At 69.4% G+C, this 14,674-nt stretch carries 12 protein-coding genes; 3 read left to right on the top strand and 9 right to left on the bottom strand.

The window, feature by feature from the left end:
- Positions 1-3: 3 nt before the first annotated feature.
- The gene (locus tag N792_RS05820; RefSeq protein ID WP_224743851.1) at positions 4-1,794 is read right to left on the bottom strand and encodes a 3-hydroxybutyrate oligomer hydrolase family protein; all 1,791 of its coding nucleotides are present in this window, start codon (positions 1,792-1,794) and stop codon (positions 4-6) included.
- A gap of 132 nt (positions 1,795-1,926) precedes the next feature.
- On the opposite strand from N792_RS05820, the gene N792_RS05815 reads away from it, so the two are divergent.
- Entirely contained in the window at positions 1,927-2,592 is a 666-nt protein-coding gene (locus tag N792_RS05815) for a response regulator (RefSeq protein ID WP_036193342.1), read from the top strand.
- Positions 2,593-2,950: 358 nt separating this feature from the next.
- Here the strand turns inward: N792_RS05815 and N792_RS05810 are convergent, their stop codons facing one another.
- The 8 genes from N792_RS05810 to N792_RS05775 form a co-directional block, all read right to left on the bottom strand.
- A complete protein-coding gene (locus N792_RS05810; RefSeq protein WP_036193340.1) occupies positions 2,951-4,054 on the bottom strand; it encodes an ABC transporter permease in 1,104 nt (367 codons plus the stop codon).
- Positions 4,051-5,034: an ABC transporter ATP-binding protein gene (locus tag N792_RS05805; RefSeq protein ID WP_084105482.1), complete on the bottom strand. Its 984-nt coding sequence runs from the start codon at positions 5,032-5,034 to the stop codon at positions 4,051-4,053. Before N792_RS05805 ends, N792_RS05810 begins: the two co-directional genes overlap by 4 nt.
- A gap of 65 nt (positions 5,035-5,099) precedes the next feature.
- Entirely contained in the window at positions 5,100-6,086 is a 987-nt protein-coding gene (locus N792_RS05800) for an HlyD family secretion protein (RefSeq protein ID WP_052103538.1), read from the bottom strand.
- A gap of 49 nt (positions 6,087-6,135) precedes the next feature.
- Entirely contained in the window at positions 6,136-9,579 is a 3,444-nt protein-coding gene (locus N792_RS05795) for a hybrid sensor histidine kinase/response regulator (RefSeq protein WP_052103536.1), read from the bottom strand.
- Between the two features lie 147 nt (positions 9,580-9,726).
- On the bottom strand, positions 9,727-11,064 hold the full coding sequence (gene aroA, locus N792_RS05790; RefSeq protein ID WP_036193339.1) for a 3-phosphoshikimate 1-carboxyvinyltransferase: 1,338 nt from the start codon (positions 11,062-11,064) through the stop codon (positions 9,727-9,729).
- Between the two features lie 8 nt (positions 11,065-11,072).
- Positions 11,073-11,285, bottom strand: a complete 213-nt coding sequence (locus N792_RS05785) for a hypothetical protein (protein ID WP_036193338.1) — start codon at positions 11,283-11,285, stop codon at positions 11,073-11,075.
- A gap of 1 nt (position 11,286) precedes the next feature.
- Positions 11,287-12,372: a 3-phosphoserine/phosphohydroxythreonine transaminase gene (gene serC / locus N792_RS05780; RefSeq protein ID WP_036193337.1), complete on the bottom strand. Its 1,086-nt coding sequence runs from the start codon at positions 12,370-12,372 to the stop codon at positions 11,287-11,289.
- An 81-nt stretch (positions 12,373-12,453) separates the two neighbouring features.
- Positions 12,454-13,257 (bottom strand): FHA domain-containing protein, encoded by an 804-nt coding sequence (locus tag N792_RS05775; protein WP_084105446.1) that lies wholly within the window; start codon positions 13,255-13,257, stop codon positions 12,454-12,456.
- A 107-nt stretch (positions 13,258-13,364) separates the two neighbouring features.
- Between N792_RS05775 and N792_RS05770 the strand changes: the two genes are divergently transcribed.
- Together N792_RS05770 and N792_RS05765 are read left to right on the top strand one after the other, a co-directional pair.
- Complete coding sequence (locus N792_RS05770) at positions 13,365-13,640, top strand: polyhydroxyalkanoic acid system family protein (protein WP_036193334.1); 276 nt, start codon at positions 13,365-13,367, stop codon at positions 13,638-13,640.
- Positions 13,641-13,718: 78 nt separating this feature from the next.
- Positions 13,719-14,672, top strand: coding sequence for a restriction endonuclease (locus N792_RS05765; protein ID WP_036193332.1), 954 nt, complete (start codon positions 13,719-13,721; stop codon positions 14,670-14,672).
- Positions 14,673-14,674: the final 2 nt, after the last annotated feature.

The raw sequence follows: 14,674 nt of genomic DNA, 5'->3' as shown, positions 1-14,674 counted from the left end.
CCCTCAGCGCGGAATCGCCAGATGACGCGCTTCGATCGGATTGCCCATGCCGCGCGGCGTAGTCTGGATCACGGCATCGGCCGGCATGGGGGCGCCGTGTTGCAGGTGTGCCCAGGTACGGTCGAGCGCTTCGTAGACATACGGCAGCAGCGGCAGGTACTGGGCACCGTAGACCGGCAGACCGAGGAAGGCGTCGAAGTGCTGGGTGTTTTTGACCTGCCAGTGGTGCACATCCCGCCCGGCCGCCTGCGCCATCGCCACGTATGGAGCACTGCTGAAGGCCGGCGGTACCAGACCGTCGTCCAGACCGTGGATCACCATCACCGGCAGACCTTCGCGCGGCACGTCGGCGCGGATCGCCGCGATGCCTTCACGTATGCGATCGGCGGCATTGCCTTCCCCATCCCACAGGGCGCGCAGGCATTGCAGCTCGGCCAGCGGCGCTGCCGGATCGAAGGCCGGCGAAACGATGTTGACGCCATTGCCGGGGGGAATACCGGCCGCTTCGGATGACCACGTGGCCCGCTCGATGGCGGTGGCCGGACGCGGACTGCCATCCGCCGCAATCGCCGAGAACGAATACCCGCACGGATGCTCGCCCACCCCGTAGCGCCCGTAGGCCGACGCGTAGGTGACCGCCACCGCGCGCCACAGATCGAAGGCAACGCTGATCGATCCGGCCCGCAAGGCCTCGTCGGTCCAGCCGTTGGCGCGCAGGGTGTCGTAGGCGGACTGCTGCTGCTCGACCAGCGTGCTGCCGCTCAGCAGCCCGGACTGGGCGAGCGCGGCGCAATGGGCGGCGGCGGTCGGCATCGGCGGAATGCCCAGCGCGGGCAACGCGCACGGCATCAGCAAGGCGGCCTCGGTGGTGTAGTCGTAGATCGGGCGCGCACCGGCGACGGTTACGTTCGGCTCGCCGGCGACCACGGCATCCAGCCAGTCCGCGCCGTCCTCGGCCGCGCGCAGCACCGCGCCGCCGCCGTTGGAGATGCCGACCGCGATCACCGTGGTGTTGTCGAAGGTGAACCGCTCAGCCTGCGGGAACGCCTCGTCCAGCGCCTGCAACGCGAACTGCGCCGCCTGCTTGACGTGCCTGCCCCAGTCGGCCTCGGGGTTGTCGCGCGAATGCGCGTGCTTGAACGCGACGCCGCTGCCGCTGTCCGGTTGCGGCACGAACGCCAACCCGTCGGCGGGCGCGCCCACCGTGCCGTCCACGCGCACGCCCAGACCCGCGTCGAGGTCGAAATAATCGCTGCCCGCGCCCTTGTCGGTGTAGGCCACCGCGCAGCCCTTCGGCAGCGCCCACGGTGCGGCGACCGCAATCGCACCGAGCACGCCGCGCGAGCCGGATGCCGGCGCGACGACGATGCAACGGGCCTGCTGGTCGAAATTGTCCGGTACCTGCACCAGTACCCGGTGTGGCTGGTGGGCGCCGGGGATGCGCGCCAGCGCCTGGTATTCGCGGCCCGGAGCGGGCGCGAGACTGCCGTACAGATCTCCGTAGCCGCCGCCCGGTGCGAGGTCGGCGATGCCGCGCCAGTTGCTCCAGATCGCCCGGCGGCGCACTTCCTCCACGGTCGGCGCGGCGGGATCGGCAAACGCCGGCGGCACCATCGCGCGCAGGCCGTCCAGACCGAGGCCGGCGGTCAGCAGGTCGTCGGCACCGCGATGTTCGCTCACGCGCATCGATTCGAAGGTGGTGGCATCGACACCCATCGTGGAGCCTCCCTGGTGGGCGGATGTCGCGCAGCCGGCGATCAGGGCCAGCGCGGCGAGCATGGATACTGCAAGCAAGGCAACAGGCGTGGATTTTTTCATGCATCGACCTTAGCAAGCGCGCCCGCGCCGACCATCGTACTTTCGTACCACGCCATGCCCGGGGCCACTTGCTAGGCTGGCAGCCTTCACGAGCACCGCCTCTTCCCGATGCCTTCCCTGCTGATCGCCGACGACCACCCGCTGTTCCGTGCCGCATTGCGAGGCGCGGCGGCGGACGCCGTGGCCGACCTGACCGTGCACGAGGCGGACTCGCTGGACAGCGTACTCGCGGTACTGGAAGCCGAGCCGGACATCGACCTGGTGCTGCTGGACCTGCACATGCCCGGCAATCACGGGCTGGCCGGGCTGGCGGCGATCCGCGCGCAATACCCGGCCGTGGCGGTGGTGGTGGTGTCGGCCAATGACGATCCGCGCGTGGTGCGGCGCGCGCTCGACCACGGCGCGGCGGGCTACCTGCCCAAGAGCTCCGGTCTGGATGAATTGCGCGGCGCGATCCGTGCGGTGCTGGCCTGCGAGCAATGGCTGCCGCCGTCCCTGCGTGCAGCGGTGTCGCGCACCCAGAGCTCCAGCACCGACGCCGACCTCGCCGCGCGTCTGGCCAGCCTGTCGCCGCAGCAGTTCCGGGTGCTGACCTTCGTCGCCGAGGGCCTGTTGAACAAGCAGATCGCCGACCGGCTGGATGTGCAGGAGCGCACGGTGAAAGCGCACCTGTCCGCCATTTTCGAGCGCCTGGGCGTGCGCAACCGCACCCAGGCCGGCGTGGTGTTGCGCGAGCTGGAACTGACCGATCCGGCGCGCCAGCTGGAAGGCTGAGTGGCTTCGCCGGGGATGCTCTGAGCAATCCGCTTTTGATCGTCACTCCCGCGTCCGACTGGACTTCCTACGGTCGTAGGCGGGACAAGCGCGCAGCGCGCAGATCGTCCGAAAAGGACGACCCGCAGGGCGAGCACAGCGAGTCGCCCATGAACGTGCCAATCAACGACTTGACGTCCATGGATCTTGCGATCCCCGGCCCGCGCGCATAGCGCTTGGGCGTTCGATCGGACGCGAGCCAGTGGCTCGCAAACGCCCGACCTCACCCCCGCCTTCGCGGGGATGACGACAGTCGTGGGGATGACGGCAGTCGTGGGGATGACGGCAGTCGAGGAATGACGGCAGGATCCGGGCTTCGCTAATCCAGCCGCCGGCTGAAGCGCAGGATCGCCACCGTCATCATCACCGCGGTGAACGCTGCCAGCGCGAGCATCTCCAGCCACATCTCGCCCAGCCCGGCACCGCGCAGCATGACGCCGCGGATCAGGCGCAGGAAATGGGTCAGCGGCAATACCTCGGCAAACCAGCGCGCGGCCGCCGGCATGCCGTTGAACGGGAACATGAAGCCCGACAGCAGGATCGACGGCAGGAACACGAAGAACGTCATCTGCATCGACTGGAACTGCGACTTCGCGCGCGTCGATATCAGCAGGCCCAGGCTCAGGTTGGCCAGCACGAACAGCCCCGACGCGAGGTAGACATCCAGCAGGCTGCCGCGCACCGGCACCTGGAAGATCCACATCCCCAGCAGCAGGATCAGGGTGATCTGCACCAGCCCGATGCCGATGTAGGGCAGCACCTTGCCGACCATCAACTCGGCGGTGCTCAGCGGCGTGGCGATCAGCAGTTCCATGTTGCCGCGCTCGCGTTCGCGCACGATGGCCACCGCGGTGAACATCACCATCGTCATGGTCAGGATCACTCCGATCAGGCCGGGCACGATGTGGATCGCCGAGCGCCGTTCGGGGTTGTAGAAGCTGACCACGTTGATGGCCGGGGCCGGTGGCGATGACGTGAGTGGCCGGACTCGCCCGGGGTCGTCCAGCGGCATCTGCGCCAGTTGCATGGCCGCGCTCTGCACGGCGGTATCGCTGCCGTCGACCAGCACCTGCACCGCTTCGCGGCCCTCGATCCGGCGGCGCTCGAAGTCGGGCGGAATCACGATGCCGATGCTGATGGTTCCGCGGCGGATCAGCGACATCAGCTCCTGCGGGGTGTCGGCCTGGGCGACCGGCTTGACCACGCCGGTGGCGAACAGGTCCATCACGACCGCCCGCGACGCCGCGGTGTTGGCCTGATCCGCCACCGCCGTCGGCAGGCCGCGCAAGGTCATGTTGATCGCGAATCCGAACAGGATCAGCTGGATCACCGGAATGCCGATGATCATCGCCAGCGTCATCCGGTCGCGGCGGATCTGGCGCAACTCCTTGATCGCCACCGCCGAAAGCCGGCGCCAGTTCATTGCCGCGCCTCCGGCGCGGAAGGCGGCGAATCGTCCCGGGTTCGTGCGAGTGCCGAACCCGCTGCTCCTGATTGCCGGCCTTTGCGGGTCACATCGACGAACACGTCCTCCAGACTGGGCGGGCTATCCACCAATTGCGCGTGCAGCCCGGCATCGGCCAGCGCCTGGCGCACGCGCGGGGCGGCATCGACGCCCTCATCGGCCAGCACCCGCAGCTTGTTGCCGATCTGCGCGACGCTGAGCACGCCGGCCACATCGACCAGCGCGCGCTGCGCCTGCCGGGGCTGCCCGGCCTGCACCTCCACCGTGCGTCCGGCGAGGCGGGCGGTGAGTTCGTCGGGTGTGCCGTCGGCCACCAGTCTGCCTTCGTCGAGGATCGCCAGCCGATGGCAGCGCTCGGCCTCGTCCATGTAATGGGTGGAGACGAGGATCGTGGTGCCGGTATCGGCCAGCTCGAACAACTTCTCCCAGAAATCGCGGCGCGACTCGGGATCCACCGCGCTGGTGGGCTCGTCCAGGAACAGCAGTTCGGGCCGGTGGACAATCGCGCACGCGAGCGCCAGCCGCTGCTTCTGGCCGCCGCTCAGGCTGCCTGCAAGCTGCTCCTGACGGTCGCCGAAGTGGTACTGCGCGACCAGGTCATCCACACGGGTGCGGGTCTCGGCTTTCGACAGCCCCTGCACCGCGGCCATGAACTCCAGGTTCTCGCGCACGCCCAGGTCGTCGAACAGCGAGAATTTCTGGGTCATGTAACCGATGCGCTGACGCAGCTTGGCGGTCTGCTCGGGAATGCGCAGGCCCAGCACCCGGATGTCGCCGTCGGTGGGGGTCAGCAGGCCGCAGAGCATCCGGATCGCGGTCGATTTGCCCGAACCGTTGGGGCCCAGGAAGCCGTACACGCTGGCCTTGGGAACGCTCAGGTCCACGTGATCGACAGCAACGACGGGGCCGAAGTGCTTGGTCATCCCGCGCGCGAGAATGACGGGCTCGCAGCTTTCCGGATCGCGCGCGGCGTCAACCGCCCTCGCCGGCGCCTGCTCCGACATCAGTCTTTGCCCGGCAGGAACTCGACCCGCACCGGCAGCCCGGCCGGCAGCGCTGCCGCGTCCGCCGCGGTGAGGTCGATCTCGGCGAGGTAGCTCAGCCGTGCCACGTCATCGCCGATCAGCGCGTAGTACAGGGTGAAGCCCGGCTCGCTGCGCACCATCCGCACCTTTCCGTCCAGCGCCTGCGGACGACCGTCCACGAACACCTTGACCGGCTGTCCCACGGTGACGTTTGCCCGGATGGGTTCGGGCACGTAGACCCGCGCATACGGCGCGTCGCCCACCAGCATCACCGCCAACGGCGCGCCGACCGGAGCCTGGTCGCCCAGCCTGTACGGCAGGCTGTCGATCACGCCTGCGCGCGGCGCCACCACGCTCAGTTTGTCGAGGCTCACCCGTTGCGCGGCGACCTGCGCGGTGGCCGCTTCCAGAGCGGCTGCACCCTGCGCGATCCGCTCCTTGCGGGTGCCGTGTTCCAGCTCGTCCAAGGCCGCCTGCGCGGCGCGGGCATTGGCGGCAGCGGTAACGGCCGCAGCCCGGGCGTTGTCGACATCGGCGGCGGCCACCAGTTGCTGACGGCCAAGCGGTCGCAGGCGGGCGTAATACGCATCGGCCTCGCGGGCCTGCGCCTGTGCGGCGGCGACTCCGGCGCGGGCGCGGGCGATTTCCTCGGCGCGCGGACCGGCCTCAAGTTCGTCCAGTGCGCTGCGCTGGCCCGCTGCCTGGGCCTGCAGTGCGCGCGCGGTCGAGCCGGTGGCGGTCTGTTCCAGCTGCAACACCGGTTGCCCCCGGACGACCCGCTGCCCCTCGCGCACATGGATCGCCACGATCCGCTCGGCCGCTGGCGCTGGCAGGGTGATGCGGTCGAACTCCAGCGTGCCCAGCGCCTGCGGTGGCGACTCGGCGCAGCCGGCGAGCAGCACGGCCACCACTCCAGCCATCGAGACGACGCGCCAGTGGAAGCACTTCAGGCGGACGGACGGCATGCATCGACTCCTCGGGTTGATCTGTGCACCCGGACAGGCGCGCACCAGACTACGGCGCAAACGGTAAGGTGCGGCCTGTCGGAGCCGGGTGAGCCGCGGTTGTGATGCCGCTTCGCACCTCGCTCGCGGCCAGCAGCCGGTCGAGCACGGATTTCAGCGCCAACGGCTTGAGCGGTTTGGCCAACAGCGAATGACCGGCCTCCATCACCGCGCGACGGACGGCATGGCCGGTATCGGCACTGAGGATCAAGGTGGGGCGCGCGCCGTGGGCGCCCGACAGGTCGGCGGCCAGGCCAACGCCGGTATCGCCGTCGTCGAGGTGGTAATCGAACAGCCACAGCGCGGCGGCGGATTCGGCCATGCGCGCCTGCGCGCCAGCGCGGTCTGCGGCGTCGAGCACCTGGCAACCCCAGCCACGCAGGATGCCGGCGAGCGCCGACAAGGCCAGCGGGTCGTTGTCCACCAGCAGCACGGGCAGGCCCGCCAGGCCGCGCGTCACCGGCGATGTCGACACGGCCCGGGCCGAAGCCATCGCGACCTGCACTGCGAACACGGTGCCCCGCCCCGGCATGCTGCGCAGGCTCAACGGCGCATGCAGCAACTGGGCGATGCGGTCGGCGATCGACAGGCCCAGTCCCAGCCCTTGCCCCGGTGCATCGTCGCCGCGGCGGAACTCCTCGAAAATCGCCGTCTGCATCGCCGGCTCGATGCCCGGCCCGGTGTCGTGGACTTCGATCCGCCACCCGCCACCACTGCGGCGGACACCCAGCAGCACGCTGCCGGCCTTGGTATAGCGCACCGCGTTGGCGAGGAAATTCTGCAGCGCCCGCCGCAGCAGTTGTGGATCACTGTGGACCCACGCAGCGGTGGGCACGAAGCGGAACGCCAGCCCACGCGCGGCGGCGATCGCGCTGAACTCCGAGGCCAGCGGCTCCAGCACCTCGGCCAACGGGAAATCCCGTGGCTCCGGCACCAGCCCGCCCGCCTCCAGCCGCGACATGTCCAGCAGCCCGGTCAGCAGGGCACTGGTGGAATCCAGCGCGCCGCCGATCTGCGCCAGCACGTCGCGCTGCGCCTGTCCGGCCAGCTGGGTGGACAACGCGTCGGTGAACAACTGCGCGGCGTGCAATGGCTGCATCAGGTCGTGGCCGATCGCGGCCAGGAACCGGCTCTTGGCGTCGTTGGCGCGCTCGGCCTCGCGGGTGGCGACCTGCAGGTCGGCGGTGCGCTCGACCACGCGGTGTTCCAGCGTCTCGTTGGCCTGCAGCAGGCCCGCCTCGGCACGACGGAAATCGGTGACGTCGGTGAAGGTCGCCACAAAGCCGCCGCCCGGCATCGGGTTGCCGCGGATCTCGATGATCGCGTCCTCCGCGATGCCACCGCCGGCGGTCGCGGCACCCGGCATCACCCGCTCGGTCAGGTGCGGCGTGCCGGCGCGCATGAACGCCAGCCGCCGTTCCAGCGCACGTTCGATATCGCCCTGCGGCGGCAGCTTTTCCAGCGCCCAGCGCGACAGGTCGGCAATCGGCCGGCCGACCTGCAGCAGCTCCGGCGGGTACTGGAACAGCTCGGCGTAGCGCCGGTTCCACGCCACCAGCCGCAGTTGCGCATCGACCACGCTGATGCCCTGGCTCATGTTCTGCAGCGCCGCCTCCAGCACGCGCTGGTTGAAACGCAGGTCGGCCGAGGCCTCGCCGACGATCGTCGCGACCGTATCCAGATCGCGCCCGGTCTCCCGCCGCGCCGCATCCAGCAACACCCGCGCCGACGCCGAGCCGAGCACGGCTGCCAGCTCGCGCTCGATCCCGGCCTCGACCGGCACCGGCACCGCACCGGCAGCGGGCACGCCACGCAGCAACTGCAGCACCCGTTCGCGCGGCAGGAACCGCAGGCTTGCATCGCGCAGGGTCTTGGCATCCAGACCGCGATAGCTGCGGCGCGGCGTATCGCGGCGCCAGATCCAGCCCAGCACCGTGGCCAGCGTGCCCAGGAACAGGCTTGCCCCCACCGCACGCCCGAGCCGGCTCCAACCGGTCAGGCCAAACAGGCCATCGGGCGAGAGCAGGTGCAGGCCGAACGGCCCGGCTTCGATCCACGCCGGCGGCGGCCCACCCAGCTCGAACATCGTCGGCAGCAGCAACACCCACGCCCACGCCGCGAACCCGACCACCACTCCGATCACGGCCGCGCGCGGCGGCGTCTGCGACCGCCACACCGCGAACGCCAGCGCCGGGGCCAGCGTCGCCAAGGCCGAGAACGACACCGCGCCCACATCCGCCAGCGCCTCGTTGCCGCCGACCAGCCGGCTGTAACCCCAGGCCAGCAGCATGATCACCACGATGCCGCAGCGACGCAGCAACAACACACTGCCGCGCAGGTCGCTGCCGTCGTTGCGCGACCAGGCGCCACGCAGCAGGCCCGGCGCGAACCAGTGGTTGCCGATCATCAGGCCGAGCGTCAGCGTGCTGACCACCACCATGCCGGTGGCCGCGCTGAGCCCGCCGAGGAACGCGAACAGCGCCAGCCCCTCGTGCCCCTGCGACAAGGGCAGCGCCAGCACGTACATGTCCGACGGCACCGCATCGCCCAGCAACGCCGCGCCGGCCGTCGCCAGCGGCAACACCGGCAACGCGATCAGCACCAGGTACAGCGGGAACTGCCAGCGCGCGGTGCGCACGTCGCGCTCATCGCGGCACTCGACCACGCCGATGTGGAACTGGTGCGGCAGGATGAACATCGCCAGCGCGCCCAGCAGCACCAGCGGCACAAAACCGCCCGACGGCTCGGCGGGAATCGCCTCCTGCAAGGGCAGCTCCTGCAAGGCAACGCCAGTGCCCGCCCCCGCCACGTCCAGCCCGAACCAGACAAACGCACCGATCGCCAGCATCGCCGCCAGCTTGAACACCGACTCGAACGCCATCGCCAGCACCAGGCCGCGGTTGTGCTCGGCCGCACTCGCCCGCCGGGTGCCGAACAGCATCGCGAACACCGCCATCGCCAGCGCGACGTACAGGGCGCTGTCCTGCCAGGCCGGCGCGGTGCTGCCCGCATTGCTGGTGGTCAGCATCGCGAAACTCATCGCGACCGCCTTCAACTGCAGCGCGATGTAGGGAATCAGTCCGAGCGCGGCGACCAGGGTGACCGTCGCCGCCAGCCACGCGTCCTTGCTCAGCCGGGTGGCGATCAGATCGGCGATCGAGGTCGCATTGGTCTCGCGCGCCAGCCGCACCAGCCGGATCATGAAACCGACCGCCAGCGCGTACAGCAGGATCGCGCCGAGAAACGTCGGCGGCAGCGGCCAGCCATACCGCGCCGCCTGGGTGACGGTGCCGTAGAACGTCCACGACGTGCAGTGCACCGCCAGCGACAACGCATACACATGCCGCCAATGCCGCGCGAATACCGTGGGATGGCGCTCGGCATACAGCGCCGCCCCGAACATCAGTCCAAGCCAGGCCAGACTTGCGAGGGCGACGACAGTGAAACTCAGCATCCGGCGAGCATAACGCGGCGCTGCGCATTTTCAGGCGTGGCGACCCGCCAAACGCGATGGCCACCACCACCCGGTTTGTGCAGGAGCGACGTCAGTCGCGACCTGCACATCGCAGCCGGCGTACGTCGGTACGGATCCCGCAAAACGCTAAGACGCGGAGGGAGCTGCGATACCCAACCCGACCCCGGTCGCCAGCTCGACGAACCCGGGAAACGACGTGGCGACATTCGCGATGTCGTTGATCCGCACCTCGCCACCGGCAAGCTGCGCCGCGACCGCGAAGCTCATCGCGATGCGGTGGTCGCCGTGGCTGTCGATGCTGCCGCCGCCAAAACGTCCGCCCTCGATCACCGCGCCATCCGGGGTTTCCCGGATCGCGATGCCGAGCGTTCGCAGGCCGGCCGCCATCGAGGCGATGCGGTCGGATTCCTTGACCCGCAATTCGGCCGCGCCACGCACCACGGTGGTTCCGCTCGCGCAGGCGGCGGCGACGAACAGCGCGGGGAACTCGTCGATCATGTCCGGCACCAGTGCCTCGGGCACCTCGATGCCGTGCAACGGTGCGTGGCGCACGACCAGGTCGGCCACCGGCTCGCCGCCGTTGTCGCACGGGTTTTCCTCGCGGATATCGGCGCCCATCAAGCGCAACGCTTGCAACAGGCCCGTGCGGCGGGGGTTCATGCCGACCGCTGCCAACCGCAGTTCCGAACCCGGGACCACGCTGGCCGCGACCAGGAAATACGCCGCCGATGAGAAATCCGCCGGAACGTCCACCCGCGTGGCGCGCAGGCGATGGCCGCCGCCCAGCCGGGCGATGCCGGGACCAAACTCGATCGGCCAGCCGAACGCCGCCAGCATGCGCTCGGTGTAATCGCGGGTCGGGTGTGGCTCGCGCACGATGGTCTCGCCGTCGGCGTACAGGCCCGCCAGCAGCACCGCCGACTTCACCTGCGCGCTGGCCACCGGCAGGGCGTAGTCGATGCCGTGCAACGCCTGGCCACCGGTGATCTGCAGCGGCGGCACGCCATCGGTGCCCGTCCGGATTCGCGCACCCATCGTCGCCAGCGGTTCGGTCACCCGCCGCATCGGTCGCTTGGACAGCGAAGCATCGCCGACCAGCACGCTGTCGAACGCCTGCCCCGCCAGCACGCCGGCGAGCAGGCGCATGCCGGTGCCGGCGTTGCCGCAATCCAGCGCCGCGTCGGTCCCCTGCAAGCCGTGCAGGCCGACGCCGTGGACGGTGCAGCGGGTCGCCTCGGGCGTCTCGATGCGCACACCCAACTGGCTGAAGATGCGCGCGGTCGCGCGGGTGTCCTCGCCTTCCAGGAAGCCGTGGATCTCGGTGACGCCTTCGGCCAGCGCACCCAGCATCACCGCCCGGTGCGAGACCGACTTGTCGCCCGGAACCCGTACTTCGCCCCGCAAGCTGCGGCCGGGTGCGGCGATCCAGTCCTGGCGTGTCCGGCCGCGGGTGGCGTCGCTCATGCCATCGCTCACAGGATCGCCGCCGGGCAGCAGCCGAGCACCCGGACCTGCCCGGCGAACGCCTCCAGCCCGGCCAATGCCAGCCGCATCGATTCCTGCGCCACATGGCCGCGCCCGATGGGGCCGGGGCGGGATTCAATCCGAGTCGATTCAATCCGAGTCAGGTTCAGACCGTGCCGCGCCCGCTTGCCCGCCGCCGGTGCCTTGGTATGGCCGGCCATCTCAACCGTTCCTTTTGCAGAAGTCGCCCATGAATCCGGCGAGCGCCAGTGCGCCGGCTTCGGGCATCGCGTTGTAGATCGATGCGCGCATCCCGCCCAGCACGCGATGCCCCTTCAGCGAGATCAGTCCCGCCTCCTTCGCCTCGGCCAGGAAGCGGGCATCCAGTCCGTCGTCATGCAGCGAGAAGACGACATTCATCCGCGAACGTGCGTCCACCGCGACGGTGTTGCGATAAAAACCACCAGATCCGTCGATCGCCTCATACAGCACCGCGGCCTTGCGTGCGTTGCGCCGGGCGAATTCCGCCACACCGCCTTCGGCCAGCATCCACTTGAACACCAGTCCGGCCAGATACCAGTTGAAGGTCGGCGGGGTGTTGAGCATCGAACCGGCACGATCGTGGGCACGGTAGTCGAGGATCGGCGCGCGTGGCTGGCCGGCGCGCCCAAGCAGGTCGCGCCGCACAATCACGACGGTGATTCCGACCGGGCCGAGGTTCTTCTGCGCGCCCGCATAGATCACCCCAAAACGGGATACGTCCAGCGGCTCGGCGGCGATGCTGGAGCTGAAGTCGCCGATCAGCGGCACGTCGCCGACATCGGGGATATCGCGGAACTCGACGCCGTGGATGGTTTCGTTGGCGGTGTAATGGACGTAGGCCGCATCGCCGGACAGCGTCCACTCGTCCCGCGCGGGAAGATCGCGATAGCCATCGACCGAGGTGTCGGCGGCGATATGCGCCATCACGTAGGGCTCGGCCTGCTTCAGGGCCGTCGCCCCCCAGTGGCCGGTGAGCACATAATCGGCCGCCTGGCCGGGGTCGGCGAAATTCAACGGAATCAGCGCCTGCTGGGTGGTCGCTCCGCCCTGCAGGAACAACACGGCGTAGTCGTCCGGGATCGACAGCAGTGTGCGCAGGTCCGCTTCCGCCTCTTCTGCCACCTGCATGAACTCCGGCCCGCGATGGCTCAGCTCGAGCACCGATGCGCCCGCGGCGCGGCGGTCGAGAAATTCGGCCTGGGCCTGCTGCAATACGGCTTCCGGCAAGGTCGCCGGACCGGCGCTGAAGTTGTAGGGGCGAGGCATGGCGGCTTTCCTATGGGTGTCTCCCAAAGGTATGCCGCACCGCAGCAACATGCAAAGCCCGAGGGCTGTCCCGTGTCCGGGTCAGCGCGCCCCGTACAGCAGCAACAGGGCCAGTGCGCCGGCAAGCAGTACCGCGGCGAGCAGCAGCCACGGCATGCGGCGCATCGACGAGGCCACCGGCGAGCGGGTCGGCTCCGCGGACGACGGGGCGTCCGCCATCCCGACGGCGGTGGGCGCCGCCGCCGCGAAAACGGGCGATACGTACGGGGCTTCCAGCAGGAAACGCTGGTTCGCGCCAAAAACGATCTGGTCGCCCGGCAGCAGCAACCCTTCGCGCACCTGGTAGCCATTGACCACGCTGCCGGCCGGTGATCCCAGGTCGCGCAGCACGATGCCTTCGGGGTGCGGTTCCAGGCGCGCATGGCGATCGGCGAATCCGGGCTCGGCGATGCACACGTCCGATTCCGCCAGGCGTCCGACCACACAGGACCGGTCGAGGTTGAAACAGCGTCCGTGATGGATTCCGCCCACACCGCGCAACACCACGTGACGCAACACGTCCGGCACGACGGTGGGGACATCGGGCAGTGCCCGCGGTGACGGCCCCAGCAGGACCAGTTCGACGCCGTCCATGTGCACCGTGTCGCCAGCGCGCAGCATCGCCATCCGCCGCACCGGACGACCGTTGACATGCAGCCCACGTGTCCCCTCACGCAATTGCAGCCAGGCGCCACGACGGTCGACACAGAACTGGATGCGGGCATTGTCCGCACGGTCCACCAGACAGGGTTCGCCGTCGGCATCATGACCGACCGCGTGCACGCCCCGGCTCAGGACCAGGTCGGCACGTTCACGGTTGGGAAATCGCAGTCTGAGGGTATCCACGCGGGCAAAATCTAGCACGGCCACGCAGCCGCGCCCATCGCGTCGACGTGCCGCTTTGAGCCGGCACGCCGCGCCGCCACAATACCGGCTTGCCCAAGGAGACCTGCATGGCCCGCATCGACATCCACCATCCCCACACCCTGGCGCCAGACCGCGCCCGCCAGTCCGTGCAGGAGGTGGCCGACAAGTTGACCGAGCGCTTCGGGGTCGACTGCCGATGGGATGGCGACACGCTCCACTTCACCCGCAGCGGTATCGAAGGCTGCATCGCGCTGCTGCCGGACCAGTTGCACGTCACGGCGGATCTGGGGTTCCTGTTCGGCGCGATGAAGGGCCCGATCGAGGCGGAATTGCGTCGGGTTCTGAGTGAACGGTTCAGCTGATCCGGACACGAGTCAACGTATATTTGGCCGCCCGGGCGAGCCAACCGCCGGTCTTCCCACACTACCTGTGAGTCCCGCATGCCGAGTGCCTCCTTCCTGACGACCGCCCTGTTGATCGCCGTGGTGCTTGGCGGAATCGCCAGCGCATGGTTGTGGCTGGTCTACAACCAGAACCAGGTGACTGCCGGCGGCCTGCGGGCCCTGGCTGCAATGCGTTGGCGCGAGTCCTCCCGTTTCATCATCGAGGCGCTGGAAGACCAGGGCTTCACCGCCAGCCGGTTGTCACCCGATGCCGACCGCGGACAGAACGCCGATCTGCTGCTCAACCGTGGCGACCAGACCTGGCTGCTCAGCTGCAAGCAGGGCGTCGATTACCGCGTCGACGCGTCGATGGTCGACCACCTGTCCCGCGCCGTCCGTGACAGCGCCGCAAGCGGCGGCATCCTCGCCACGCTGGGCCGCATCCAGGCCGATGCCCGCAAACACCACCAGGGTATCGAACTGATCGACGGCGCGACCTTGTGGCCCTTGATCAGCCCCTTGCTGCCGCCCAGCCTGCACCGGGAGCTGGTATCGCGCGCCCGTACCCGCACCGTCCGTGCCACCGTGGCGGCATGGTTGCTGGCTCTGGTCGCCGGTGTCGGGGTAGCCGCCGCGTTGGCAGGCTGGGGCGCACCGTCGCAGGCGCCAGGCACGAGCCGTTCGACCGTATCCCCGCCGTCGGCCGTCGCCGCTCCGGGCGCAAGCCGTCAGCCGACCCCGGCCGGATCATTGCCGCTGGCACTCAGCGAAGAAGAGCAGAGGGAAGACATCGTCCGTGCGGTCTCTGCCCTGCCCGGCATCCAGCTTGCGTCCTGGGCCACCCGTTCGACCCTGCTGGTGCAGGTCCAGGCCGATGCAAGCCAGCAGCAGGTCGACGCTGTCTGCGCCGCGCTCAAGCGTCACGAAACCCTGAGCAGTTCACGGGTCCAGCTGCAGCCGCCACCGGACAGCGATGTCCCGGTCAGGTTCCTGCAGTGCGCGCCGTACTAGGC

It is taken from the genome of Lysobacter concretionis Ko07 = DSM 16239 (assembly GCF_000768345.1).
Classification (GTDB): domain Bacteria; phylum Pseudomonadota; class Gammaproteobacteria; order Xanthomonadales; family Xanthomonadaceae; genus Novilysobacter; species Novilysobacter concretionis.
The sequence above is the reverse complement of the archived record's forward strand: the minus strand, read 5'-3'. Positions and strand labels throughout refer to the sequence as shown.